Genomic DNA, 23,993 nt, shown 5'->3' with positions numbered 1-23,993 from the left:
TCCGATTCAGGCTCATGCGTCACACGGTGCCCGGAGTGGGGCCGTCGAGGAAGGGCGTATCCGTACGGTATGTCCTTTATGTCACGCATGTCCTTCGATCACTCCCCTGGGTGATCTGACGCGCACGCATAGTCCGTTCGGGCCATCCAAGATTGGGCCCGAAGGGGGTGTTGCGCTGTCTCCGCCTTCCGTAACGTCCCAACTGGCAGCGGTGAATATGCCGCTGTCGCCGTGGGGGAGCCTCGATTCGGGAGAGGACGGCGCCGGTATGGGCTGGGTAGCTGACTGGAGTGCGCAGGCGGCCTGCCGCACTACCGATCCGGATGAACTATTCGTGCAGGGAGCGGCGCAGAACAGGGCCAAGGCGGTGTGCACCGGATGCCCGGTGCGGACCGAGTGCCTCGCCGACGCCCTCGACAACCGCGTGGAGTTCGGTGTGTGGGGCGGCATGACGGAGCGCGAGCGCCGTGCCCTGCTGCGCCGGAGGCCGACCGTCACCTCGTGGCGCCGGCTCCTGGAGACCGCGCGGACGGAGTACGAGCGTGGCGCGGGCCTGCTGCCCGTCGCGATGGAGGACGACGCGACGTACGAGGCGTACGCGGCGGTCGGCTAGACCCCGACCCGTCCGCCCCGGCGGAACGGAGGCGGGGCACCGCTCAGGCCGAGGGCATCCGCCCGGCCGTGAGCCGGTCACCGATGGCCCGCAGCCCGGCGAGGTCGTGCACATCGCCGGGCAGGGCGGCCACTTCGGCCACCGCCACCTCCGGGTGGAGCGCGGTGAAGCGGTCGCGCGTGCGCTGCTCGCGCGCGAGCACCCGCATGCGCTCGGCATGCAGGCGCAGCAGTCCCGCGGTGAGACGGCGTACGTCGGTCTCCCCGTCCGCGCGCGTCTCCACGACCGGCCGTGCGGACACGGCCGACCGTGCGTCGGCTTCGGACGGTGCGTCCAGGGGTGCGTCTTCGTCGTCGTGTGCGTCGTCGTGCGGTGCGACCGGTTCGGCTGTGGGGGCAGCCTCGGATACGGGCGTTGCGGCGGCGGTGGCGAGATCGGACGGCTCGGGCTCGGTGGCCGGGGAGCCACGCAGTCCAGCCTTCCCGTCCCTCTGATCCACAATGCGGCCCTCGTCAAGATTTTCCGCGGCGGCCCGCGCCCGCTCGGCCGACAGCCGGGCGGCCCCGCTGCCGTGGACGCGGTTGAGGACGAGACCCGCCAGCGGCATGTCCTCGGCCGCCAGCCGCTCCACGAAGTACGCCGCCTCGCGCAGCGCGTCCCGCTCCGGCGTGGCGACCACGAGGAAGGCCGTGCCGGGCGCCTGGAGCAGCTTGTACGTGGCGTCGGCGCGGGTCCGGAACCCGCCGAACATCGTGTCCATCGCCGCCACGAACGTCTGCACGTCCTTGAGGAACTGACCCCCCAGCAGCTTCCCGAGGGTGCCCGTCATCATCGACATGCCGACGTTGAGGAACTTCATCCCGGCCCGGCCGCCCACCTTCGCCGGGGCCATGAGCAGCTTGATGAACTTCCCGTCCAGGAAGGAACCGAGCCGCTTCGGCGCGTCCAGGAAGTCCAGGGCGGAGCGGGACGGCGGGGTGTCGACGACGATCAGGTCCCACTCGTCGCGCGAGCGCAGCTGGCCGAGCTTCTCCATCGCCATGTACTCCTGCGTACCGGCGAACCCGGCCGACAGGGACTGGTAGAAGGGGTTCTCCAGGATCGCCCGCGCCCGCTCGGGGTCGGCGTGCGCCTCGACGATCTCGTCGAAGGTCCGCTTCATGTCGAGCATCATCGCGTGCAGGCGGCCGCCGTCGGAGCCCTTGATCCCGTCGACCTCGCGGGGGGTGTTGTCCAGGGAGTCGATGCCCATCGACTGCGCCAGCCGCCGGGCCGGGTCGATGGTGAGGACGACGACCCGCCGGCCCCGCTCCGCCGCCCGGACCCCCAGGGCCGCTGCCGTGGTCGTCTTGCCCACGCCGCCCGCGCCGCAGCAGACGATGATGCGGGTGCCCGGGTCGTCGATCAGCGGGTCGAGCTCCAGGACGGGGACGGAGTCGAGCCCCTGGGCGGCGGTGGCCGGGTCGGGCCCCGCCGTGGCGGACGCGGTGTCGAGACCGCCGGCAGCCTGCTCCGTCACGCGCCCACCCCTTGCTTCCGCAGTTCCTTCGCCAGCCGGTACAGCCCCGCGATGTCCGCCCCGTCCCCGAGGAAGGGCAGCTCGTACGCCGGGACGCCGATGGCGTCCAGGACGGCGCGCTGCTCCCGCTCCAGCTCCACCCGGCGGGCGTGCTCGACCGCCTCGTCGAGCAGCGGGTCGACGAGCCGCGTGCCGCCGGCCACGCCGACGGAGGCCAGGGTGCGCGCGATCGCCTCCCGGTGGTCGCCGGAGGCGGCCCGTACCGCCGCGCCGTCCAGGACGTGCGGACGGACCATGTTCACCACGACCCGGCCCACCGGGAGTTCGGCGGCGCGCAGCTCCGCCACGCCGTCCGCGGTCTCCTGGACCGGCATCTCCTCCAGGAGCGTCACCAGGTGGACCGCGGTCTCGGGCGACTTGAGGACCCGCATGACGGCCTGCGCCTGGTTGTGTATCGGGCCGATCCGCGCCAGCCCGGCGACCTCGTCGTTGACGTTGAGGAAGCGGGTGATGCGGCCGGTGGGCGGGGCGTCCATGACCACGTGGTCGTAGGTGTGGCCACCGTGCTTCTCGCGCCGCCGGACCGCCTCGCAGGCCTTGCCGGTCAGCAGGACGTCCCGGACGCCCGGGGCGATCGTCGTCGCGAAGTCGATCGCGCCGAGCTTCTTCAGCGCCCGTCCCGCGCCGCCCAGTTTGTAGAACATCTGGAGGTAGTCGAGGAGCGCGCGCTCGGCGTCGATCGCCAGCGCGTACACCTCGCCGCCGCCCGGCGCGACGGCGATCTTCCGCTCCTCGTACGGAAGGGCCTCCGTCTCGAAGAGCTGTGCGATGCCCTGCCTGCCTTCGACCTCGACGAGGAGGGTCCGCTTCCCCTCCGTCGCGAGGGCGAGCGCGAGGGCGGCGGCGACCGTCGTCTTACCGGTACCGCCCTTGCCGCTGACGACCTGGAGCCTGCTCACGCAGTCGAGCCTAACCACTGGCGGCCGCGCCCAATCAGCTGCCCGCCCCGGAGAAGTCCCCTAGGGGGCCTTCCCGCCGCCCGCCCGCCGCCCGCCCGCCGATCCCTGCCGGGCTCCCGGCGGGCTCACGGCGGGCTCACGGCGGGCCCTCCGCCCGGGGCCGGGCGCGCCCGGCTCGGGGGGCCGCCTCGGAGAGCGGTCCCGCGACAGCGGATACAGTCGGCCCCATGACCAAGTGGGAGTACGTCACGGTGCCGCTTCTGGTGCACGCGACCAAGCAGATTCTGGACACCTGGGGCGAGGACGGCTGGGAGCTCGTCCAGGTCGTGCCCGGGCCGAACAACCCCGAGCAGCTCGTGGCCTACCTGAAGCGGGCCAAGTCGTGAGCGGGGCCGTCGAGGCGAGGCTCGCCGAGCTCGGCCTGACCCTGCCGGAGGTCGTGCCGCCGCTGGCCGCCTACCAGCCGGCCGTGCAGTCCGGCGTGTACGTCTACACCTCGGGCCAGCTCCCGATGGTGGCGGGCAAGCTCTCGGTGACCGGCAAGGTCGGCGAAGAGGTCACGGCCGAGGAGGCCAAGGAGCTCGCCGCCACCTGCGCGCTCAACGCCCTCGCGGCCGTGAAGTCGGTCGCCGGTGACCTCGACCGCATCAAGCGCGTCGTGAAGGTCGTCGGCTTCGTCGCCTCCGCCGCCGACTTCACCGGGCAGCCGGGCGTCGTCAACGGCGCCAGCGAGCTGCTCGGCGCCGTCCTCGGCGAGAAGGGCGTGCACGCGCGCAGCGCCGTCGGCGTGGCCGTGCTGCCGCTCGACGCCCCCGTCGAGGTCGAGGTCCAGGTCGAGCTCGTCGACGCCTGACACCCCGCACCCGCCTGACACAGGGCCGGTCCCCCGCCACGGGAGGACCGGCCCTCGTGCATTCCGATGCTTGCGCATAGCATCCGGCCATGCCGAATGGTCAGCCGAATCAGTCGAACGGTCAGTGGTACCCGCCGGAGTGGCCCGACCGCATCCGCGCCCTCGCCGCCGGTGAGCTCACCCCGGTGACCCCGCGGCGTGCCGCCACCGTGCTCCTCCTGCGCGACGGAGCCGCCGGACCGGACGTCCACATGCTGCGCCGCCGCGCCTCCATGGCCTTCGCGGGGGGCGCGTACGCCTATCCCGGCGGCGGTGTCGACCCGCGCGACGAGCAGCCGGTCCGCTGGGCCGGCCCCGCCCGGGAGACCTGGGCCGGGCGGCTCGGGCTCGACGACCCCGCGCAGGCCCAGGCGGTGGTCTGCGCCGCCGTCCGCGAGACGTACGAGGAGGCGGGCGTCCTGCTCGCCGGCGAGACCGCGGACGCGGTGGTCGGCGACACCACCGGCGAGGACTGGGAGCGCGACCGGGAGGCGCTGGTCGCCCGCGAGCTGTCCTTCGCCGACTTCCTCGACCGGCGGGGTCTCGTCCTGCGCTCGGACCTGCTGGGCGCGTGGGCGCGCTGGATCACGCCCGAGTTCGAGCAGCGCCGGTACGACACCTGGTTCTTCGTGGCGGCGCTGCCGGAGGGGCAGCGCACCCGCAACGCCTCCACGGAGGCCGACCGCACGGTGTGGATCCGCCCGGCGGAGGCCGCGGCCGGGTACGACCGGGGCGAGCTGACGATGATGCCGCCGACGATCTCGACCCTGCGCACGCTGGAGGCGTTCTCCACGGCCGCCGAGGCGCTGGCGGCGGCGGACGGCCAGGACATGACCCCGGTCCTCGCCCAGGCCCGGCTCCGGGGCGACGAGCTGGTCCTGAGCTGGCCGGGGCACGAGGAGTTCACCAAGATCATTCCGACCGGGGGTGCGGCATGAGCGACGCCGCCGCCCTGCCCGGACAGCCGCGCGGCCAGGTGGTCTCCGGGCCGGCGACCGCCCGCGCGGTGAACGTCCTGGCGCCGAACCCGTCCGCGATGACGCTGGACGGCACCAACACCTGGCTGCTCTCCGAGCCCGGCTCCGACATGGCCGTCGTCGTCGACCCCGGCCCGCTCGACGAGGGGCACCTGGCCCGGGTGGTGGAGACCGCGGCGTCGCTGGGCAAGCGGGTGGCGCTCACCCTGCTGACCCACGGGCACCCCGACCACGCGGAGGGCGCCGGGCGGTTCGCCGAGCTCACCGGGACGGCCGTGCGCGCCCTCGACCCGGCGCTGCGGCTCGGCGACGAGGGGCTCGGCGCGGGGGACGTGGTGACGGTCGGCGGCCTGGAGCTGCGGGTCGTCCCGACGCCCGGCCACACCTCCGACTCGCTCTCCTTCCATCTGCCCGCCGACCGGGCGGTGCTGACGGGGGACACGATCCTGGGGCGCGGGACGACGATGGTCGCCCATCCGGACGGACGGCTCGGCGAGTACCTGGACTCGCTGCGGCGGCTGCGCTCGCTGACCGTCGACGACGGCGTCCACACGGTCCTGCCGGGGCACGGGCCGGTCCTGGAGGACGCGCAGGGGGCCGTGGAGTTCTACCTGGCGCACCGGGCGGGCCGGCTCGCCCAGGTGGAGGCGGCGGTCGCGGCCGGTCACCGGTCGGCCGCCGACGTCGTCGCCCACGTCTACGCGGACGTGGACCGCTCGCTCTGGCCGGCGGCCGAACTCTCCGTCCGGGCGCAGCTGGAGTACCTGGGGGAGAAGGACACCCCCTAGGGGGTGTCCTGTCGATCAGGCCGGGCTCGCGGGGGCCGGGGGTCTTCCGGGGCGGGTCGTCACGATCCTGTCCCGAGGGAGCCCCCGGCCTTTTGGCGTTCCTGACCCGTGTTTTACGCTCCGCTTACTTCTGGCCGTAGCTTTCGGGGGGAACGCCCGTGTTCGTCATCGCCATCCTGCTGGTCATAGCCGCAGTGGTGCTCTACTTCGTCGGTCGTGCCAACGACTCCACGGGGCTGAAGTTCGGCGCCCTCGGCGCGGTCCTGGCCGGCCTCTTCTCGCTGATCGTGAGCATGACGTACGTGATCAGCGCGTACGAGGTCGGCGTGCCGGTCGCCTTCGGCAAGGTGGGCACCCCGATGACCTCGGGCCTGCACGTGAAGTCGCCGTTCACGAACGTCACGACCTTCTCGACCCGCCCGGTCGACCTCAACCTCTCCGACAAGGACGTGGTCGAGGTCCGCTCCTCGCAGGGCGGCGTGATGTACGCCGAGGTGACGGTGAAGTGGGCCGTCGTCCCCTCCAAGTCCGTGGAGCTGTACAAGCTCGCCGGCACCGAGGACGCCATCCAGCAGCGGCTCGTCTACCCCGACAGCCGTGAGATCGTCCGCAACGTCTTCGCCCGCTACTCCAGCGAGCAGGGGTACGCCTCCGACCGCGAGAAGATCAACGCCGAGATCGGCGCCCTGATCAAGGAGCGCCTGGCCCCGCGCGGCATCGACGTGACCACCGTCAACCTGCGCAACGTGAAGCCCTCGGACGCCCTCCAGGGCCAGATCGACCGCAAGATCCAGCAGCAGCAGGCCACCGAGCGGGCCACCGAGGCCTCCCGCACCGCCAAGGCCGAGGCCGACCGGCGCCGGATCGAGGCGGAGGGCATCGCCCGCGCCAACAAGATCCTCAACGACTCGCTGACGGACAAGGTCCTGATGAACCAGTGCATCGACGCGTTCAAGGAGGCCGCGGCCAAGAACGCCATCTACACCGTGCCGTGCGGCAACGGCTCCTCCGCCCCGGTGATCGTGGACGGCTCCAAGCGCTGACCGCCCCCGGACGCACGGAAGGCCGCCCCGGTCCTCGGACCGGGCGGCCTCCTCGTGTCGGCGGTGCGTCAGCGCGAGCGCTTCGCGAGGCGCTCCACGTCGAGCAGGATCACGGCGCGGGCCTCCAGGCGGAGCCAGCCGCGCTGGGCGAAGTCGGCGAGCGCCTTGTTGACCGTCTCGCGGGAGGCGCCGACCAGCTGGGCCAGCTCCTCCTGGGTGAGGTCGTGGACGACGTGGATGCCCTCCTCCGACTGCACGCCGAAGCGGCGCGACAGGTCGAGGAGCGCGCGGGCGACGCGGCCCGGGACGTCGGAGAAGACCAGGTCGGACATCTGGTCGTTGGTCTTGCGCAGCCGGCGGGCGACCGCGCGCAGCAGTGCGGTGGCGACCTCGGGGCGGGCGTTCAGCCAGGGCTGGAGGTCGCCGTGGCCGAGGCCGAGCAGCTTGACCTCGGTCAGCGCCGTCGCGGTGGCGGTGCGCGGGCCCGGGTCGAACAGCGACAGCTCGCCGATCAGCTCGCCGGGGCCGAGGACGGCCAGCATGTTCTCGCGGCCGTCGGGGGAGGTGCGGTGCAGCTTCACCTTGCCCTCGGTGACCACGTACAGGCGGTCACCGGGGTCGCCCTCGTGGAAGAGCGCGTCGCCACGGGCGAGCGTCGCCTCACTCATCGAGGCGCGCAGCTCGGCTGCCTGCTCGTCATCGAGCGCCGCGAAGAGCGGGGCGCGCCGCAGAACGTCGTCCACGAGTTCTCTCCTACTGTCGACCTGCTCAAAGGACCTGGGTCCCATGATGCCGGACGCACAAAACAGTGCGATCAATCACAACAAGTTTGACCCACGGAGCTACCCGTCCGTACGCCAGGGGGCCGATTGGGGGCGGATCGGCCACGCCCGGGGCGGATGTCGGCGACGGCCCCTAGGCTGGTCGGGTGTCCAACTCGCCGGTGAGAGCGCAGGCCAAGGGGGATGGAAGAGTGTCGGCCGAAGGTAATTCCGCCGTGGGCGAACACGGCGTGTCGAAACGGGTGAAAGCCGCAAATCGGAAGCCCGCGAAGCCCGAGTCGCGGCTCGCGATGGTCCGCCGCGCCCGCAAGATCAACCGGGAGCTGGCCGAGGTCTTCCCGTACGCCCATCCGGAGCTCGACTTCCGCAGCCCCTTCGAGCTCCTCGTCGCCACGGTCCTCTCGGCGCAGACCACCGACCTCCGGGTGAACCAGACGACGCCGGCCCTCTTCGCGAAGTACCCCACCCCCGAGGACCTCGCCGCCGCCGTGCCCGAGGAGGTCGAGGAGCTCATCCGCCCCACCGGCTTCTTCCGCGCCAAGACCAAGTCGATCATGGGTCTCGCCGCCGCCCTCCGCGACGACTTCGGCGGGGAGGTCCCCGGCCGCCTCGACGACCTCGTCAAGCTCCCCGGCGTGGGCCGCAAGACCGCCTTCGTCGTCCTCGGCAACGCCTTCGGCGTCCCCGGCATCACCGTCGACACCCACTTCATGCGGCTGGTCCGCCGCTGGCGGTGGACCGAGCAGGAGGACCCGGTCAAGATCGAGGCGGAGATCGCCACGATCTTCCCGAAGAGCGAGTGGACGATGCTCTCCCACCGGGTGATCTTCCACGGCCGCCGCATCTGCCACGCCCGCAAGCCCGCCTGCGGCGCCTGCCCGATCACCCACCTCTGCCCCTCGTACGGCGAGGGCGAGACCGACCCCGAGAAGGCGCGGAAGCTGCTCAAGTACGAGATGGGCGGCTTCCCGGGACAGCGGCTCGACCCGCCGCCCGGCTATCCCGGCCGCCCGGCCCCGCCCCTCGGCGCGGGCGACTGAGCCCCGCCGCCGCGGGCCGGGACCCGCGCCCGGCCGCCACCCCGGCCCGGCCCCGGGCCGCGGGAACGAACCCGTCCACCGATCGCGTTGTGAACCACGGGGGTGCCTATGACGCGCACTGACGAAGACCTGCACGGACCCGGAACGGGCGGCCTGCTCAGCCGGGACGGGCTGCCCGCCTGGCTGGGCCCCGTCGACCGGGCCGCCCGCACGGTCCGCCCCGAGCAGCTCAGCCGCTTCCTGCCGCCCGCGAGCGGGGCCGGCCGCCAGTCCGCCGTCCTCGTCCTCTTCGGCGAGGGCGAGCACGGTCCCGAGCTCCTCCTCATGGAGCGCTCCGGCAGCCTGCGCTCGCACGCCGGACAGCCCTCCTTCCCCGGCGGCGCCCTCGACCCCGAGGACGGCGACCCGGCCGACGGCGGGCTGCTGCGCGCCGCCCTGCGCGAGGCCCGGGAGGAGACCGGCCTCGACCCCGCCGGCGTCCAGCTCTTCGGCGTCCTGCCGCAGCTCTACATCCCGGTCAGCGGCTTCGTCGTCACCCCCGTCCTCGGCTGGTGGCGCACCCCCAGCCCGGTCGGGGTCGTCGACCCCGGCGAGACCGCCCGGGTCTTCACCGTGCCCGTGGCGGATCTCACGGACCCCGCGAACCGCGCGACGACCGTCCACCCGAGCGGCCACCAGGGCCCCGGCTTCCTGGTCGCATCCGCCCTGGTCTGGGGTTTTACCGCCGGAGTGATCGACCGGCTGCTCCACTTCGCCGGCTGGGAGCGCCCCTGGGACCGCGCGAGACAGGTCCCGCTCGACTGGCGCTCATGACAGGCTGACCTTCGGGCGGGCCCGGCCCACGGCCGCGCACGCCCCGGGCGACCGGAAACGAATCTGCGAGGCTACTGACGGTGAACGTGCTGGACATCCTGTTGCTGCTCGCCGCCGTCTGGTTCGCGATCATCGGCTACCGCCAGGGATTCGTGGTCGGCATCCTCTCGGTGATCGGGTTCCTCGGCGGCGGTCTCGTCGCCGTCCTGCTGCTCCCGATCCTCTGGGACCAGCTGACCGACAACAGCGAGGTGTCGACGTCCGCGACGGTCGTCTTCGTGATGGTGGTCATCATCTGCGCCTCGGTCGGCCAGGCGTTCACCACCCACCTCGGCAACAAGCTGCGCCGCTTCATCACCTGGTCGCCCGCCCGGGCCCTCGACGCCACCGGCGGCGCCCTGGTCAACGTGGTCGCGATGCTGCTCGTCGCCTGGCTGATCGGCTCCGCCCTCGCCGGCACCACCCTGCCCACGCTGGGCAAGGAGGTCCGCAACTCCAAGGTGCTGCTCGGGGTGTCCCGGGTGATGCCCGATCAGACCTCCACCTGGTTCGCCAACTTCAGCTCCACGCTCGCCCGCAGCGGCTTCCCCCAGGTCTTCAGCCCGTTCGCCAACGAGCCCATCACCGAGGTGCTGCCCCCCGACCCGGCGCTCGCCGACAGCCCCGTCGCCGCCCGCGCCCAGCGCTCCATCGTGAAGGTCGTCGGCACCGCCCAGAGCTGCGGCAAGGTCCTCGAAGGCACCGGCTTCGTCTTCGCCGACCGCCGCATCATGACCAACGCCCACGTGGTCGGAGGCGTCGACGAGCCGACCGTCCAGATAGGCGGCGAGGGCAGGCTCTACGACGCCAAGGTCGTCCTCTACGACTGGCAGCGCGACATCGCCGTCCTGGACGTGCCGGACCTCGACGCCACGCCGCTGTCCTTCACCGACGAGGCGGCCCGCAGCGGTGACGGCGCGATCGTCGCCGGCTTCCCGGAGAACGGCTCGTACGACGTCAGGTCGGCGCGCGTCCGGGGCCGCATCAGCCCCACCGGCCCCGACATCTACCACCGCGACCAGGTCCGCAGGGAGGTCTACTCGCTGTACACGACGGTCCGGCAGGGCAACTCCGGCGGCCCGCTCCTCACCGAGGACGGCGAGGTGTACGGCGTGATCTTCGCCCGCTCGCTCGACGACGCGAACACCGGATACGCCCTGACGGTCGACGAGATCCGCGAGGACATCGAGCGCGGCCGGACGGCGAACCAGCAGGTCGACACCCAGGCCTGCGCCCTGTAGGAGGAGGTCGTGCCGACCGGGCGGACCCGGCCGGCACGACGCCCTGGGTGGTCAGTCGCGGGGATGCCGGAGACGGGCCGAGACCCATCGGGCCCGGCGCCGCAGAATGCGGGAGATCCCCACCTCCGGCGCGGAGTGCGCGCGGCCCTGGTCCTGCGGGCCGCCCCTCTCCCGGGAGGCCGGCCCGGTGGCCGAGCGGCGGTCACGTGCCGTGTCACTGTAGTCGTGCGTCCAGCCCATACCTCGACGTGTGCCCGGGGCCCAAGGTCGGTAACCGCCCGGGGGCCCGCCAATTGGAGTATGCGCCGGGCACATGGCCGTTCGACGCAAGCGTGTACCCCCGAACGAGGTGACGACGCGTCACCGGTCGGGTTCGGGGTCCTTCAGCCAGTTGACGAGCTCCGTCGAGAAGGCCGTCGGGTCCTCCTCGTGCGGGTAGTGCCCGAGGCCGTCGAAAAGCCGCCAGCGGTAGGGCGCCTCCACGTACTCGCCCGAACCGGCCGCGCTGCGGGTCCGCATCACCGGGTCCATCGAACCGTGCAGGTGCAGCGTGGGCACCCGTACGGGCCGCTTCATGCGCCGGTTGAACTGGATGCCGTCCGGGCGGGCCAGGGAGCGCACCATCCAGCGGTACGGCTCGATCGAGCAGTGTGCCGTCGACGGGACGCACATCGCCCGCCGGTACACCTCGATCGCCTCGTCGTCCGCGGGCTTCGGCCCCGACCAGTCCCGGATCAGATCGCCCACCAGCGCCGCGTCGTCCGCCACGAGCTGACGCTCCGGCAGCCACGGCCGCTGGAAGCCCCAGATGTGCGAGCCGGCCCGCGACTGCGCGAAGTCGGACAGCATCGCCGAACGCCAGCGCCGCGGATGCGGCATCGAGGAGACCACCAGGCGCCGGACCAGCTTGGGCCGCATCACGGCCGCCGTCCACGCGAGGTAGCCGCCCAGGTCGTGCCCGACCAGCGCCGCGTCGGGCTCGCCGAGCGAGCGGACGACGCCGGTGATGTCGAGCGCCAGGTTGGCGGGGTCGTAACCCCGGGGTGTGCGGTCGCTGCCGCCCACCCCGCGCAGGTCCATCGCGACGGCCCGGAACCCCGCCTCGGCGAGGGCGGGCAGCTGGTGGCGCCAGGTCCACCAGAACTGGGGGAAGCCGTGCAGGAGCAGCACTAGCGGGCCGTCACCCATCTCGGCGATGTGGAACCGGGCGCCGTTCGCCGCCACGTCGCGATGGGTCCACGGCCCGTCGAGCCGGACGGGCCCGGCGTTGCCGTTGCTGCTCTCGGGGAGGGTCATACCGACGAGCGTGCCACAGGGGAGGCCTTGTCCAGCGCCTTGTCCAGCTCCCGGTTGGGCTCGGGGCGGGGGTGCGGCTTGACGGTGGCCAGGACGGCGGCCGTCTGCTTGGCCGAGGCGATGGACTTCTCCGGCGGCTTGACCTTCTTGAACTTGGCGTACGCGATCAGGCCGAGCAGGATCGCCACCAGCACGTTGAAGGCGAACGACAGCAGGAAGCACCAGACGAGGTTCCAGCCCCCGTTGCCGTTGTGCCCGCCGGTCCAGGTGTTGATGGCGTAGGCGAGCGCGAAGCTCAGCATCGGCAGGGAGAACAGCAGCACGACGGCGGCCGTGATGCCCGCGACGCTGCCGATCGCGCCGCGCTTGACGTCCTGTCGGATCTCGGCCTTGGCCAGGGCGATCTCGTCGTGCACCAGCGCGGACATCTCGGCGGTCGCCGAGGCGACCAGCTGGCCGATGCTGCGCTCGGTTCCGTCGAACGGGTCGCTCATCGCTGCTCCCTCTTCTCTTCTGCGGTCCGAGGTCTCTTCTACGGTCCGACTCAGATCATGCCGGACGCCCGGTCCCGTCGCGCGGTGCCCCCGCCAGTCGGGCGCGCTGACGGTGTTCCGCGGCCTTCCTCTCGTGGATCTCGGCCATCCGCAGGTGGTACTCCGGATCGTCCTCCTCGTAGATGTCGGGGATGCCGTCCTGGTCCTCGTCGCGCTCCTCGTCGGCGCAGATCGCCTGGTACTTCCTGACCCGCAGCTTCAGCAGGACCGTGGCGCAGACGGCGGCGACGAGCGAGCCGATCAGGACCGACGCCTTCACCTCGTCGGTCAGCACCTCGTCCCCGGCGAAGGCGAGCTCCCCGATGAGGAGCGAGACCGTGAAGCCGATCCCGGCCAGCGACGCGACGGCGAAGACGTCCGGCCAGGCCAGGTCCGGGTTGAGCTCCGCCCGGGTGAAGCGGGCGGCGAGCCAGGTGCCGCCGAAGATCCCGACGGTCTTGCCGACGACGAGGCCGAGGACCACGCCGAGGGTGACCGGCTGGGTGAACACGTCGTGGATCGCGCCGCCCGAGACGCTCACCCCGGCCGAGAAGAGCGCGAACAGGGGCACGGCCAGGCCGGCCGAGAGCGGGCGCACCAGGTGCTCGATGTGCTCGCCGGGGGAGTGCTCCTCGCCCTCCCGGGTGGTGCAGCGGAGCATCAGGCCCATGGCGACGCCGGCGATGGTGGCGTGGACGCCGCTGTTGTACATCAGGCCCCAGATGACCAGGGCCAGCGGCACGTACACGTACCAGCCGCGGACGCCCTTGCGGAGCAGCACCCAGAAGACGACGAGGCCGGCCAGGGCGCCGCCGAGCGCGGCGAAGTCCAGGTCGCTGGTGAAGAAGACCGCGATGATCAGGATCGCGAAGAGGTCGTCGACGACGGCGAGGGTCAGCAGGAAGGCGCGCAGCGCGGAGGGCAGCGACGTGCCGATCACGGCGAGGACGGCGAGCGCGAAGGCGATGTCGGTGGCGGTCGGCACGGCCCAGCCGTCCATGGAGCCGTCACCCACCACGTTGACCAGGGCGTAGACGAGGGCGGGCGCGATCATGCCGCAGAGGGCGGCGACGACCGGCAGGGCGGCCGCCCGGGGGTCGCGCAGCTCGCCCGCGACGAGTTCGCGCTTGAGCTCGATTCCGGCGACGAAGAAGAAGATCGCGAGGAGGCCGTCGGCGGCCCAGTGCTGGACGGACAGGTCGAGGCCGAGGGCGGCGGGGCCCAGGTGGAAGTCCTGCGCGGTCTCGTAGCTGTCGGCGAGCGGGCTGTTGGCCCACACGAGGGCGGCGACGGCGGCGAGGAGGAGGAGCACGCCGCCGACGGTCTCGGTGCGCAGGGCGTCGGCCAGATACCGCCGCTCGGGCAGCGAGAGCCGGCCGAGGAACTTGCGGTCGGTGGGCGCAGACACGTGGGAGACCTCCGTCGGGCAGGCAGGGCAGAGCACATGCCGACCAGACTTCCCGGCTCACCTAGGTCTTTCTGTCGCGTTCCTGACGCGGTCCTTACCGTACCCAACGAGCCCGGGTGGCGTCCGGCGGGACTCACTTTAGGGATGTTCGCGGCTTTCGTCCCCTCGGAGCCCCGCACGCGGGACGCCCGCCCCGAAACGGTTCGGGACGGGCGCCTCGCGTCGTGCGGACCGGGCCGGTCAGTCCTCGCCGCCGGTGGTCGGCAGCTGGGTCTGGATCAGCGACATGACCGAGGAGTCGGTCAGCGTGGTGACGTCACCCAGCTCCCGGTTCTCCGCGACGTCGCGGAGCAGACGGCGCATGATCTTGCCCGAGCGGGTCTTCGGCAGCTCCGCGACCGGCAGGACCCGCTTCGGCTTGGCGATCGGGCCGAGGGTCGCGCCGACGTGGTTGCGCAGGTCGGCGACGAGGCTCTCGTCCTGGCTGGCCGTGCCGCGCAGGATGACGAAGGCGACGATGGCCTGGCCGGTCGTCTCGTCGGCGGCGCCGACGACGGCCGCCTCGGCGACGGCCGGGTGGGAGACGAGGGCCGACTCGACCTCGGTCGTCGAGATGTTGTGGCCCGAGACGAGCATCACGTCGTCGACCCGGCCGAGCAGCCAGATGTCGCCGTCGTCGTCCTTCTTCGCCCCGTCGCCGGCGAAGTACTTGCCCTCCAAGCGGGACCAGTACGTGTCGATGTAGCGCTGGTCGTCGCCCCAGATGGTGCGGAGCATCGACGGCCACGGCTCGGTGAGGACCAGGTAGCCGCCCCCGCCGTTCGGCACCTCGTTGGCCTCGTCGTCGACGACGGTGGCGGAGATGCCCGGCAGCGGGCGCTGGGCGGAGCCCGGCTTGGTCTCGGTGACGCCCGGCAGCGGCGAGATCATCATCGCGCCGGTCTCGGTCTGCCACCAGGTGTCCACGATCGGGGTCTTGCCGGCGCCGATGTGCTCCCGGTACCAGACCCACGCCTCGGGGTTGATCGGCTCGCCGACCGAGCCCAGCACCCGGAGGCTGGACAGGTCGAACTTGGCGGGGATGTCGTCGCCCCACTTCATGAAGGTGCGGATCGCCGTCGGCGCCGTGTAGAGGATCGTGACGCCGTACTTCTGCACGATCTCCCAGAACCGGCCCTGGTGCGGGGTGTCCGGGGTGCCCTCGTACATGACCTGCGTCGCGCCGTTGGCCAGCGGGCCGTAGACGATGTACGAGTGCCCGGTGACCCAGCCGATGTCGGCGGTGCACCAGTAGACGTCGGTCTCCGGCTTCAGGTCGAAGACGGCGTGGTGCGTGTACGCGGCCTGGGTGAGGTAGCCGCCGGAGGTGTGCAGGATGCCCTTCGGCTTCCCCGTGGTCCCGGAGGTGTAGAGGATGAAGAGCGGGTGCTCCGCCGGGAACGCCTCCGGGGTGTGCTCCGCCGACTGGCGGGCGACGACGTCGTCCCACCACACGTCGCGGCCCTCGGTGAAGGCGGTCTCCTGGCCCGTGCGGCGGACCACGAGGACGTGCTCGACCTGCGGGCACTTGGCGACGGCCTCGTCGATGGCCGGCTTGAGGGCGCTCGGCTTGCCGCGGCGGTAGCCGCCGTCGGCGGTGACGACCAGCTTGGCGTCGGCGTCCTGGATGCGGGAGGCCACGGCGTCGGCCGAGAAGCCGCCGAAGACCACCGAGTGGGCGGCGCCGACGCGGGCGCAGGCCAGCATCGTGACGGCCGCCTCGGGGATCATCGGCAGGTAGACGGCGACCCGGTCGCCCTTGCGGACGCCCAGCTCGGTCAGGGCGTTGGCGGCCCGTGAGACCTCGTCCTTGAGCTCGGCGTAGGTGATCGCGCGGCTGTCGCCGGGCTCGCCCTCGAAGTGGATGGCGACCCGGTCGCCGTGGCCGGCCTCGACGTGCCGGTCGACGCAGTTGTACGCCACGTTCAGCTCGCCGTCGGCGAACCACTTCGCGAACGGGGGGTTCGACCAGTCGAGCGTCTCGGTCGGCTCGGTGGCCCAGGTCAGACGCCCGGCCTGCTCGGCCCAGAAGCCCAGTCGGTCCGCCTTGGCCTGCTCGTACGCCTCCGCCGTCACGTTGGCGTGCGCGGCCAGCTCGGCGGGCGGCGCGAAACGGCGCTCTTCCCGGAGCAGATTGGCCAGGCTTTCGTTGCTCACGACATCTCCCTTTCCCAGGGCGTCCTCTGTACTTATGTGTCCCGTGTCATAGCTCACCAGTCAGATGCCCGGGTGACAAGAGCCTCCAGGGAATTGGTTTAGACCTGTGAGCGCCCAGACGCACGGTGGCCCCTTCTTCCCGAGCGGTGGGAGAAGGGGCCACACAGTCTCACGGACGGCCGGAGCCGTTGGTTCAGGACGCGCGGGAGCCGGGGCGGGCCGGCCGGTTCAGGACGTGCGGGACGCGGGGTGTATCGGCCGGTCCGGGGCGCACCCGATCGGGGCGGGCCGGCCGGCCCGCGAGCCACCCGATCGGGGGTTGGCCGGCCGGTTCACGACGCGCGTGCGGTCTCCCGGTGCTCCGTCGGCATCACCCGGGTGAAGACGTCGTCGTAGCCGTGCACCTCGTCCGTCCCAGAGAGCAGGTACGCCTGCGCCTCGCCCACGTGGAAGTACACGCCGTTCAGCGTCAGCGTCCCCTCGGCCAGTCGGCGCGCCACCGGCTCGTACGCCCGCAGGTGGTCCAGCTGCTGCACCACGTTGGTCAGACAGAGCTGCTCGACCGCGTCGGCGGGCAGCCGCCCGGAGATCCGGGCCCAGGCGTGGCGTCGGCTCGCCATCCGCTCCAGGCTGGGCCGGCCGTGCCGCAGCCAGCGGCGGAGCGGCGTCGCCGGGTCGTCCGGCCCCGCGTTGAGCAGGGCTTGCATCGCGCCGCAGCCGGAGTGGCCGCAGACGGTGATCGAGTCGACCCGCAGCACGTCCACCGCGTACTCGATCGCCGCCGCCACCGAGTCGTCCCCGCTCTCCTCGCCGGGGAGCGGGACGAGGTTCCCGACGTTGCGGACGGTGAACAGGTCGCCGGGGCCGCTCGACGTGATCATGCTCGTCACCAGGCGGGAGTCGGCGCAGGTCAGGAAGAGCTGCGACGGGCTCTGGCCCTCCCGGGCGAGCCGCGCGAGCTCGTCGCGCACCAGCGGTGCGGTGTTCCGCTGGAACGTGCCGATGCCGCTCTCCAGGTGCAGCCCCTTCGCGCGCTCGGGGGCGTCGCTCTCGGCGCGCTCCACCGGCCGCTCCCCGCACTGGTGGTTGTGCCAGGGGTTCCACGGGCGGCAGCAGGCGTGCGAGGCGGAGTCGGTGACGGGCTCCGGCTCGGCGATCCGGGCGCCGGTGGGGCCCGTCGTCTCGACCGTCCCGCCGTGGGCGAGGTGGCCGTTGGTCCAGTCGGTCAGCGCCTCGTAGGCCGCGTGGTCCATGAAGGATCCGTCCAGTTCGACCACGACGTCGGAGCCGTGGGGCAGTTGGTGGAGGGCCCGGCTCAGCCGGGGGACGGCGAGGAAGGTCAACTGGCCCCGCACGTGGAGCACCTGGCGGCCGTCGCGCTCCTCACGGGTGATCCGGGTCCGGGTGAGCCGGTGGAGGGCCACGGCGATGGCCACGGCGATGCCGAGGGCGACGCCCTCCAGGATGCCGACGAGGACCACCCCCGTCAGCGTCACCACGTAGACGACGACCTCGCGGTGGCGCGTCACCGTGCGGATGTGGGTGATGCTGACCATCTGGATGCCGACCACCATGACGAGGGCGGCGAGCGCGGGCAGCGGGATCAGGTCGAGCACGGGCACCAGCAGCAGGGCCGCGAGCACGATCCACAGGCCGTGCAGCATCGTGGAGGCCCGGCTCACCGCGCCCGCCGAGACGTTGGCGACGCTGCGCACCGCGACCCCGGCGACCGGCAGCCCGCCGAGCGCGCCGGAGATGACGTTCGCCGCGCCCTGACCGGCGAGTTCGCGGTCGAGCGCGGTCCGGGGCACACCCCGGCCGCCATCCGGGCGGGCCGCGACGAGCTTGTCGACCGCGACGGCAGAGAGCAGCGACTGCACGCTGGTCACCAGGGTGATCGTCAGGACGCCGGCGGCGATGCCGAGGACGGGGCCCTCGGGCAGCCCCGGCAGGGCGTGGCTGCTCCAGGACGGCAGGTCGACGCGGGGGACGGCGAGTCCGGCGAGCGTCGCCACCGCCGTCGCCCCGGCCACCGCGACGAGCGCGCCGGGGACCTTCCGGGCGGCCCGCCCGGCGCGGCCCGGCAGCCTCGGCCAGCACAGCAGGACGGCGACGGTGAGGGCGCTGATGCCGAGCGCCGCCGGATGGACGCGCGCGACCTGCGCCGGCAGGCCCAGCACGTTGTCGACGGCGGAGCTCTGCGGGGTGCCGCCGAGCACGATGTGGAGCTGCGCGAGGGCGATGGTGACGCCGATGCCGGCCAGCATGCCGTGCACGATCGCGGGCGAGACGGCGAGGGCGGAGCGGGCCACCCGCAGCGCGGAGAGCGCGAGTTGGGCGAGGCCCGCGAGGACGGTGATGGCGCAGGTGGTGCGCCAGCCGTACAGGCGGATGAGCTCGGCCGTCACGACCGTGAGGCCGGCGGCGGGTCCGCTCACCTGGAGCGGGGAGCCGCCGAACCGGCCGGCCACGATGCCGCCGACGGCGGCCGCGACCAGTCCGGCCTGGAGCGGGGCTCCGGTGGCGAGGGCGATGCCCAGCGAGAGGGGCAGGGCGATCAGGAAGACGGCGACCGAGGCGGACAGGTCGGCGCCGGCGACGCGAAAGCGGCGCGGTCCGCCCGGTGGGCTGTGCGGTCGCTGGGATCGGGGTCGGGTGGTCGTGCGGTCGGGGGTGCAGAGGGTCATGTTCCCGTCTCCTCCGGGGCAGCGCGGTCGCGGCTCGTGCGGGACGAACGTGGGGGCTCGCGGCCGTGGGTCACGGCGTGCAGCGGCGGGATGTACGGCGGGGTCCGCGCCGGGGCGAGGATCAACGCTCAGTAAATGGATCGTAATGGAGAGTAAAGACTGCGGCATTATTTTCGGGGCAAATAGGGCAAAGATTCACCTGTTCCGGTGATCGCCGAACGTATTACCGCTTGTCGTTTCATCGTCCCGGCCGTCGTGGTGCGACGTTGACGCCGCCCGTTCGGAACCGAGGAGAGGTGGGCGGATGACAGCCGCAGGGAGAAGGACCGCAGTCCCCAGGAAGGCGCTCGCCGCGGGCACCCTCGCCGTCGCCCTGATCACCGGCCTCGCCGGCTGCTCGGGCTCCGACGGCGCGGCCACGAAGGGCACGGCGGGCGGTGCGGGCGCCGCCAAGAAGGGCCCCGCCGCCGCGGCCCCGCAGACGGCGCCCCGCCTGATCGGCGACGGCTCCACCGCCTTCACCGGCGCCCAGCCCCACCAGCCGGTCTGGCAGCGCCTCAAGCCGGGGGAGACCCCGCCGCAGTTCGTCGTCTTCTCGTGGGACGGCGCCGGCGAGGACAGCCAGAAGCTCTTCTCCCACTTCCGCTCGGTCGGCCGGAAGTACGACGCCAAGATGACCTACTTCCTCAGCGGCGTGTACCTGCTGCCGGAGGAGAAGCGGAACCTCTACGACCCGCCGCAGCACAGCGCCGGCCGCTCCGACATCGGCTTCAACGACACCGAGGGCATCCGCGCCACCGTCCGCGAGCTGCGCGGCGCGTGGCAGGAGGGCAACGAGGTCGGCACCCACTTCAACGGCCACTTCTGCGGCGCCGAGGGAGGCGTCGGCACCTGGTCCGTCGAGGAGTGGAAGAGCGAGATCCAGCAGGCCAAGTCGTTCGTCAAGAACTGGAAGACCAACGCCGGCCTGCGTGCCGAGCAGCCGCTGCCCTTCGACTACGACAAGGAGCTCGTCGGCGCCCGCACCCCCTGCCTGGAGGGGCGCAAGAACTTCGTCCAGGCGGCCGCGCAGATGGGCTTCCGCTACGACACCAGCGGCGTGAACGACCAGATCTGGCCCAAGAAGGACGTGGGCCTGTGGGACCTGTCGATGCAGCTGGTCCCCATGCCCGGCCGCGCCTTCCAGACGCTCTCCATGGACTACAACTTCCTGGTCAACCAGTCGCCCGGGACGACCCAGGGCGACCCCTCCCAGCAGCGCTACTGGGGCGACCAGATGCGTGACGGCCTGGTGCAGGCCTTCGAGCGCTCCTACCGGGGCAACCGGGCGCCGCTGATCATCGGCAACCACTTCGAGTCCTGGAACGGCGGCACGTACATGCGGGCCATCGAGGAGACCATCGCCACGGTCTGCGTGCAGAAGGACGTCAAGTGCGTCTCCTTCCGCCAGCTCGCCGACTGGCTCGACGCCCAGGACCCCGACGTCGTCGCCAAGATGCGCACCCTGAAGGTCGGCGAGGCCCCGGCCGGCGGCTGGCAGGCCTTCCTCACCCCCCAGCCGGCGGCGCCCGCCGGAGCCCCGGCGGCCGGCGTCCCCGCGGTCCCGGCCCCCGCCGCCGAGCGGCCCGGGGAGCACTGACCGCCGGCCGGGCGACCGGCCCGCGGGCGGGCCCGACGGCGCGGTGCCCCCGGTCCGGCCCTCAGGCGGGCTGAACCGCGCCGAGCTCCTCCGACAGCACGAACCCGGGGTCGACCTGCGCCGCCAGGTCGGCCCCGGTCTTGGCGTTCCCCCAGCTCTCGGCGTTCCGCAGGTGGAAGTGGACCATCTGCCGCGTGTAGCGCTCCCAGTCCCGATGGGCGTACGAGTCGTCCGCCGCGTCCTGCAGGGCCTGGAGCGACATGCGGTTCTCCGCCTCCAGCAGCTCGAAGCGCGGCGGGCGGCCCTTCTCCATCGCCCGGACCCAGTCCGAGTGGCCGACCGTCACGAGCAGGTCCTCGCCGACCTCCTCGCGGAGGAAGTCGAGGTCGTCGCGGCCCTGCACCTTGTTCCCGACGACCTTGAGCGCGACCCCGAAGTCCCGCGCGTACTCCTTGTACTGGCGGTAGACCGAGACGCCCTTGCGGGTCGGCTCGGCGACCAGGAAGGTCATGTCGAACCGGGTGAAGAGGCCGGACGCGAAGGAGTCCGAACCCGCCGTCATGTCGACCACCACGTACTCGTCGGCGCCGTCCACCAGGTGGTTGAGGCAGAGCTCCACCGCCCCGACCTTCGAGTGGTAGCAGGAGACCCCGAGGTCCGACTCGGTGAAGGGGCCGGTCGCCATCAGCCGCACGTCCCCGTCGTCGAGCGGGACCGGCCGCGCGCACGCCTCGTACACCGGGTTGTCCTCGCGGACCCGCAGCAGCCGTGAGCCCTCCCCGGGCGGAGTCGTCTTGATCATCGAGTCGGCGGAGTCGATCCGCGGGTTGGAGCCCCGCAGGTACTCCTTGATCAGGGGCAGGTGCGCCCCCATCGCGGGCAGCGCGGCGGCCTCCGCCTCGGGCAGGCCGAGCGCGGCGCCGAGGTGCTGGTTGATGTCGGCGTCGACGGCGACGACGGGGGCTTCGTTGGCGGCGAGGTGGCGGATGAAGAGCGAGGACAGCGTGGTCTTACCGCTGCCGCCCTTCCCGACGAAAGCGATCTTCATGTTCACCTAGCGTAGTGGCACGATCGCACGTGGTGGTCAAAGAGCGTGAAGAAGACCACTCCTTCGTGGGGCGGGCCGCCGGGACGCGTAGCCTCCCTACTTATGAGTACGCACGCCTCTGACCCCTTGGCCGCCCTCGGCTCCCTGCCGGGCGTCGCCGACGCGGTGGACTCCGTACGCAAGGCCGTCGACCGGGTCTACGGCCACCGCGTGATGCGCCGCCGCAGCAACGAGATCTCCTCCGAGGCGGCCCTGCGCGGCGCGCGCGGCTCGGCCGCCCTCGCCGGTGCCGACTGGGCCCTGGAAGAGGTCCGCCGGCGCTCCGACTTCAGCGCCGACCCCGAGGCCCGCGCGGTCGGCGCCGCCCTGCGGCTGGGCGCCGAGGCCGGACAGCTGCTCTCCATCTGGCGGCAGTCGCCGCTGCGGGTCCTCGCCCGGCTCCACCTGGTCGCCGCCGGCGACCCCGGCGAGTCCGTCGGACGTCCCCGGCTGGACGGCGAGACCGTCGACGAGCCGCTGATCGAGGCCCCGGCCCCGGCGCCCTCCGAGGTCGCCGGCCGGCTCGACGGCCTCGCGGAACTGATCGTCGCCGGCGGCGACGCCCCCGCGCTGGTCACCGCCGCCGTCGTCCACGGCGAACTGCTCGCCCTGCGTCCCTTCACCTCGTACAACGGGCTGGTGGCCCGGGCGGCGGAGCGGATCGTGCTGGTCGGCAGCGGCCTCGACCCCAAGGCGATCTGCCCGGCCGAGGTCGGCCACGCCGAGCAGGGGCGCGCCGCCTACGTGGCCGCCTTCGAGGGGTATCTGTCGGGGACCCCGCAGGGCGTCGGCGCGTGGATCGCCCACTGCGGCCGCTCGGTCGAACTGGGCGTCCGGGAGTCGACGGCCGTCTGCGAGGCGCTCCAGCGCGGCGCGGCCTGAGGCCCGCCCCGGGGACCCGAGCGGGCGCCGGGTCGGAAAGGCCCCCGAACGAGCGCCTGGTCCGAAAGGGGCCCGAGCGGGCACGGAAAAGGCCCGGAGGGCAAAGAATTCCGGGCCCCCGTGGGGGCCCGGAACGGGTTGCGGCGGCACCAGTCCTGGTACCGCCGCTGGCACGTCCACCCAGTTACCAAGCGTCCTCGATATGTGCCCATCAGGCCGGGTACTTTGCCCGTGGCCTGGTGCGGCTGGCCCGTAATCGACGGGTCGACGTCGCGTGGGTGCCCGGTTTCGGTGCTAGGTCCGTGGGGCCTTCATGCTCAACAGGTGATCCTCTCGGATGTCCTCGGTCTCGCGGGCCTGATTCCTTTCTACTCCTGTCCGGGGGGAAGCGAAAGTGGTGACCGCACTTCTCCGGCCCTTCCCTCACATCCGGGCAAAACCACCCGCCGGCCCCTGGGCGAGGGCGGCCTGCCGCCGCCGGGCCGCGTACCAGACGAGCCCGGCTCCCACCGCCGCCGCTCCCACCGCGGCCGCGGCGACGAGCGTCGGCCGGGGCGGCATCCGGAACTCGGGCAGCCGCTGCTTGAGCCGCACCGGCTTCTCGAAGGCCAGGACCGGCCACTCGCGGGCCGTGGCCTCGCGGCGCAGCGTCCGGTCGGGATTGACCGCGTACGGGTGGCCGACCGCCTCCAGCATGGGGATGTCGGTCGCCGAGTCGCTGTAGGCGTAGCAGCGCGAGAGGTCGTAGCCCTCGGACTCGGCCAGCTCCCGGACCGCCTCGGCCTTCGTCGGGCCGTAGGCGTAGTACTCGACCTCCCCGGTGAAGCAGCCGTCGTCGCCGACCACCATCCGGGTGGCGACGACGCGGTCGGCGCCGAGCATCTCGCCGATCGGCTCGACCACCTCGGCTCCGGAGGTCGAGACGATGACGACGTCGCGGCCCGCGGCGTGGTGCGACTCGATGAGGGAGGCCGCCTCGTCGTAGATGATCGGGTCGATCAGGTCGTGAAGGGTCTCGGCGACGAGCTCCTTCACCTGGGCGACGTTCCAGCCCTTGCAGAGCGCGGAAAGGTATTCGCGCATCCGCTCCATCTGGTCGTGGTCGGCCCCGCCCGCCAGGAAGACGAACTGGATGTAGGCCGTCCGCAGGGCGGCACGGCGGCTGATCAGTCCTCCCCGGTAGAAGGACTTGCTGAAGGTCAGCGTCGAGGACTTCGCAATGACCGTCTTGTCCAGGTCAAAGAAGGCGGCTGTGCGCGGCAAGGAGTGGTTTTCCACAACGCTGAGCATAGGTGCCCGCCATTCGGCGTACGCTCGGGCGCGTGGGTTTGCCTGAGAAGGCTCTCGGGTACACCATGGAAGTCACGGATCGTTCGCGACCGTGCTAACCCGGTCCGGCTCCTCCCCCCCCGAGTCGGCCGGAAAGACGACCCCCGCTCTCCCCCCCGGCGGGGGTCGTCGCATGTCCGGAGCCGTTTTCGCTCCCTTTGGCATCGCTCGCTCCCTTCCTCGCGGCTCCCGGCCGCGTCCCGGCCCTCGGCCGACCACACCCCTGATTG

At 72.4% G+C, this 23,993-nt stretch carries 22 protein-coding genes; 11 read left to right on the top strand and 11 right to left on the bottom strand.

The genetic code is table 11. The features are described 5' to 3' along the window. The first annotated feature begins 268 nt into the window (after positions 1–268). The gene (locus tag ACZ60W_RS13795; RefSeq protein WP_026058363.1) at positions 269–613 is read left to right on the top strand and encodes a WhiB family transcriptional regulator; all 345 of its coding nucleotides are present in this window, start codon (positions 269–271) and stop codon (positions 611–613) included. A gap of 43 nt (positions 614–656) precedes the next feature. Here ACZ60W_RS13795 and bagB read toward each other — a convergent pair whose 3' ends face one another. Together bagB and bagA are read right to left on the bottom strand one after the other, a co-directional pair. After that, a complete protein-coding gene (gene bagB, locus ACZ60W_RS13790; protein WP_469755554.1) occupies positions 657–2,036 on the bottom strand; it encodes an ATPase BagB in 1,380 nt (459 codons plus the stop codon). A gap of 92 nt (positions 2,037–2,128) precedes the next feature. After that, entirely contained in the window at positions 2,129–3,091 is a 963-nt protein-coding gene (bagA, locus tag ACZ60W_RS13785; RefSeq protein ID WP_469755527.1) for an ATPase BagA, read from the bottom strand. A 227-nt stretch (positions 3,092–3,318) separates the two neighbouring features. Here bagA and ACZ60W_RS13780 point away from each other — a divergent pair, with 227 nt between their 5' ends. The 5 genes from ACZ60W_RS13780 (at position 3,319) to ACZ60W_RS13760 (ending at position 6,791) form a co-directional block, all read left to right on the top strand. Further along, a complete protein-coding gene (locus ACZ60W_RS13780) occupies positions 3,319–3,477 on the top strand; it encodes a DUF4177 domain-containing protein (RefSeq protein ID WP_015034547.1) in 159 nt (52 codons plus the stop codon). Beyond that, positions 3,474–3,944, top strand: a complete 471-nt coding sequence (locus ACZ60W_RS13775) for a RidA family protein (protein ID WP_366308819.1) — start codon at positions 3,474–3,476, stop codon at positions 3,942–3,944. Before ACZ60W_RS13780 ends, ACZ60W_RS13775 begins: the two co-directional genes overlap by 4 nt. Positions 3,945–4,033: 89 nt before the next feature. Continuing rightward, entirely contained in the window at positions 4,034–4,921 is an 888-nt protein-coding gene (locus ACZ60W_RS13770; RefSeq protein ID WP_469755526.1) for an NUDIX hydrolase, read from the top strand. After that, positions 4,918–5,748, top strand: coding sequence for an MBL fold metallo-hydrolase (locus ACZ60W_RS13765; RefSeq protein ID WP_469755525.1), 831 nt, complete (start codon positions 4,918–4,920; stop codon positions 5,746–5,748). The genes ACZ60W_RS13770 and ACZ60W_RS13765 overlap by 4 nt, the downstream gene beginning before the upstream one ends. Before the next feature lie 158 nt (positions 5,749–5,906). After that, the gene (locus tag ACZ60W_RS13760) at positions 5,907–6,791 is read left to right on the top strand and encodes an SPFH domain-containing protein (RefSeq protein WP_469755524.1); all 885 of its coding nucleotides are present in this window, start codon (positions 5,907–5,909) and stop codon (positions 6,789–6,791) included. Between the two features lie 68 nt (positions 6,792–6,859). On the opposite strand, the gene ACZ60W_RS13755 is transcribed toward ACZ60W_RS13760, so the two are convergent. Beyond that, positions 6,860–7,534: a Crp/Fnr family transcriptional regulator gene (locus ACZ60W_RS13755; RefSeq protein ID WP_015034542.1), complete on the bottom strand. Its 675-nt coding sequence runs from the start codon at positions 7,532–7,534 to the stop codon at positions 6,860–6,862. Positions 7,535–7,764: 230 nt separating this feature from the next. On the opposite strand from ACZ60W_RS13755, the gene nth reads away from it, so the two are divergent. From nth to ACZ60W_RS13740, 3 genes are all read left to right on the top strand, one after another. Continuing rightward, complete coding sequence (gene nth, locus ACZ60W_RS13750; RefSeq protein WP_469755523.1) at positions 7,765–8,613, top strand: endonuclease III; 849 nt, start codon at positions 7,765–7,767, stop codon at positions 8,611–8,613. 108 nt (positions 8,614–8,721) lie between these two features. Further along, positions 8,722–9,426, top strand: a complete 705-nt coding sequence (locus tag ACZ60W_RS13745) for an NUDIX hydrolase (protein ID WP_469755522.1) — start codon at positions 8,722–8,724, stop codon at positions 9,424–9,426. An 80-nt stretch (positions 9,427–9,506) separates the two neighbouring features. Continuing rightward, entirely contained in the window at positions 9,507–10,706 is a 1,200-nt protein-coding gene (locus ACZ60W_RS13740; protein WP_469755521.1) for a MarP family serine protease, read from the top strand. Positions 10,707–10,757: 51 nt separating this feature from the next. Here the strand turns inward: ACZ60W_RS13740 and ACZ60W_RS13735 are convergent, their stop codons facing one another. The 6 genes from ACZ60W_RS13735 to ACZ60W_RS13710 form a co-directional block, all read right to left on the bottom strand. Next, a complete protein-coding gene (locus ACZ60W_RS13735; RefSeq protein ID WP_366308825.1) occupies positions 10,758–10,946 on the bottom strand; it encodes a hypothetical protein in 189 nt (62 codons plus the stop codon). 120 nt (positions 10,947–11,066) lie between these two features. Further along, positions 11,067–12,002: an alpha/beta fold hydrolase gene (locus ACZ60W_RS13730; protein WP_469755520.1), complete on the bottom strand. Its 936-nt coding sequence runs from the start codon at positions 12,000–12,002 to the stop codon at positions 11,067–11,069. Next, positions 11,999–12,496 carry a phage holin family protein gene (locus tag ACZ60W_RS13725; protein WP_469755519.1) on the bottom strand — a complete coding sequence of 166 codons (498 nt, stop codon included), beginning with the start codon at positions 12,494–12,496 and terminating at the stop codon, positions 11,999–12,001. Before ACZ60W_RS13725 ends, ACZ60W_RS13730 begins: the two co-directional genes overlap by 4 nt. Before the next feature lie 55 nt (positions 12,497–12,551). Continuing rightward, a complete protein-coding gene (nhaA, locus tag ACZ60W_RS13720; protein WP_469755518.1) occupies positions 12,552–13,943 on the bottom strand; it encodes a Na+/H+ antiporter NhaA in 1,392 nt (463 codons plus the stop codon). Positions 13,944–14,183: 240 nt separating this feature from the next. Continuing rightward, positions 14,184–16,139 carry an acetate--CoA ligase gene (acs, locus tag ACZ60W_RS13715; RefSeq protein WP_469755517.1) on the bottom strand — a complete coding sequence of 652 codons (1,956 nt, stop codon included), beginning with the start codon at positions 16,137–16,139 and terminating at the stop codon, positions 14,184–14,186. A gap of 332 nt (positions 16,140–16,471) precedes the next feature. Continuing rightward, complete coding sequence (locus tag ACZ60W_RS13710) at positions 16,472–18,826, bottom strand: SulP family inorganic anion transporter (protein WP_469755516.1); 2,355 nt, start codon at positions 18,824–18,826, stop codon at positions 16,472–16,474. Between the two features lie 304 nt (positions 18,827–19,130). On the opposite strand from ACZ60W_RS13710, the gene ACZ60W_RS13705 reads away from it, so the two are divergent. After that, positions 19,131–20,465 carry a polysaccharide deacetylase family protein gene (locus ACZ60W_RS13705; RefSeq protein WP_469755515.1) on the top strand — a complete coding sequence of 445 codons (1,335 nt, stop codon included), beginning with the start codon at positions 19,131–19,133 and terminating at the stop codon, positions 20,463–20,465. Positions 20,466–20,526: 61 nt separating this feature from the next. Here ACZ60W_RS13705 and ACZ60W_RS13700 read toward each other — a convergent pair whose 3' ends face one another. After that, positions 20,527–21,513, bottom strand: a complete 987-nt coding sequence (locus tag ACZ60W_RS13700) for an ATP-binding protein (RefSeq protein WP_469755514.1) — start codon at positions 21,511–21,513, stop codon at positions 20,527–20,529. A gap of 102 nt (positions 21,514–21,615) precedes the next feature. On the opposite strand from ACZ60W_RS13700, the gene ACZ60W_RS13695 reads away from it, so the two are divergent. Then, positions 21,616–22,434: a Fic family protein gene (locus ACZ60W_RS13695; protein WP_469755513.1), complete on the top strand. Its 819-nt coding sequence runs from the start codon at positions 21,616–21,618 to the stop codon at positions 22,432–22,434. Between the two features lie 423 nt (positions 22,435–22,857). Here the strand turns inward: ACZ60W_RS13695 and ACZ60W_RS13690 are convergent, their stop codons facing one another. Further along, positions 22,858–23,724, bottom strand: a complete 867-nt coding sequence (locus ACZ60W_RS13690; RefSeq protein WP_469755512.1) for an HAD family hydrolase — start codon at positions 23,722–23,724, stop codon at positions 22,858–22,860. Between the last annotated feature and the right edge of the window lie 269 nt (positions 23,725–23,993).

Source organism: Streptomyces sp. NPDC104202 (assembly GCF_055584185.1).
The sequence above is the reverse complement of the archived record's forward strand: the minus strand, read 5'-3'. Positions and strand labels throughout refer to the sequence as shown.

Bases quoted from the DNA above. Each gene is read 5' to 3' on its own strand.
- ACZ60W_RS13770 (WP_469755526.1), top strand. From the start codon at position 4,034: ATGCCGAATGGTCAGCCGAATCAGTCGAACGGTCAGTGGTACCCGCCG.
- ACZ60W_RS13795 (WP_026058363.1), top strand. From the start codon at position 269: ATGGGCTGGGTAGCTGACTGGAGTGCGCAGGCGGCCTGCCGCACTACC.
- ACZ60W_RS13710 (WP_469755516.1), bottom strand. From the start codon at position 18,826: ATGACCCTCTGCACCCCCGACCGCACGACCACCCGACCCCGATCCCAG.
- ACZ60W_RS13695 (WP_469755513.1), top strand. From the start codon at position 21,616: ATGAGTACGCACGCCTCTGACCCCTTGGCCGCCCTCGGCTCCCTGCCG.
- ACZ60W_RS13730 (WP_469755520.1), bottom strand. From the start codon at position 12,002: ATGACCCTCCCCGAGAGCAGCAACGGCAACGCCGGGCCCGTCCGGCTC.
- ACZ60W_RS13705 (WP_469755515.1), top strand. From the start codon at position 19,131: ATGACAGCCGCAGGGAGAAGGACCGCAGTCCCCAGGAAGGCGCTCGCC.
- ACZ60W_RS13745 (WP_469755522.1), top strand. From the start codon at position 8,722: ATGACGCGCACTGACGAAGACCTGCACGGACCCGGAACGGGCGGCCTG.
- ACZ60W_RS13765 (WP_469755525.1), top strand. From the start codon at position 4,918: ATGAGCGACGCCGCCGCCCTGCCCGGACAGCCGCGCGGCCAGGTGGTC.
- ACZ60W_RS13780 (WP_015034547.1), top strand. From the start codon at position 3,319: ATGACCAAGTGGGAGTACGTCACGGTGCCGCTTCTGGTGCACGCGACC.
- ACZ60W_RS13700 (WP_469755514.1), bottom strand. From the start codon at position 21,513: ATGAAGATCGCTTTCGTCGGGAAGGGCGGCAGCGGTAAGACCACGCTG.
- ACZ60W_RS13735 (WP_366308825.1), bottom strand. From the start codon at position 10,946: ATGGGCTGGACGCACGACTACAGTGACACGGCACGTGACCGCCGCTCG.
- ACZ60W_RS13690 (WP_469755512.1), bottom strand. From the start codon at position 23,724: ATGCTCAGCGTTGTGGAAAACCACTCCTTGCCGCGCACAGCCGCCTTC.
- ACZ60W_RS13725 (WP_469755519.1), bottom strand. From the start codon at position 12,496: ATGAGCGACCCGTTCGACGGAACCGAGCGCAGCATCGGCCAGCTGGTC.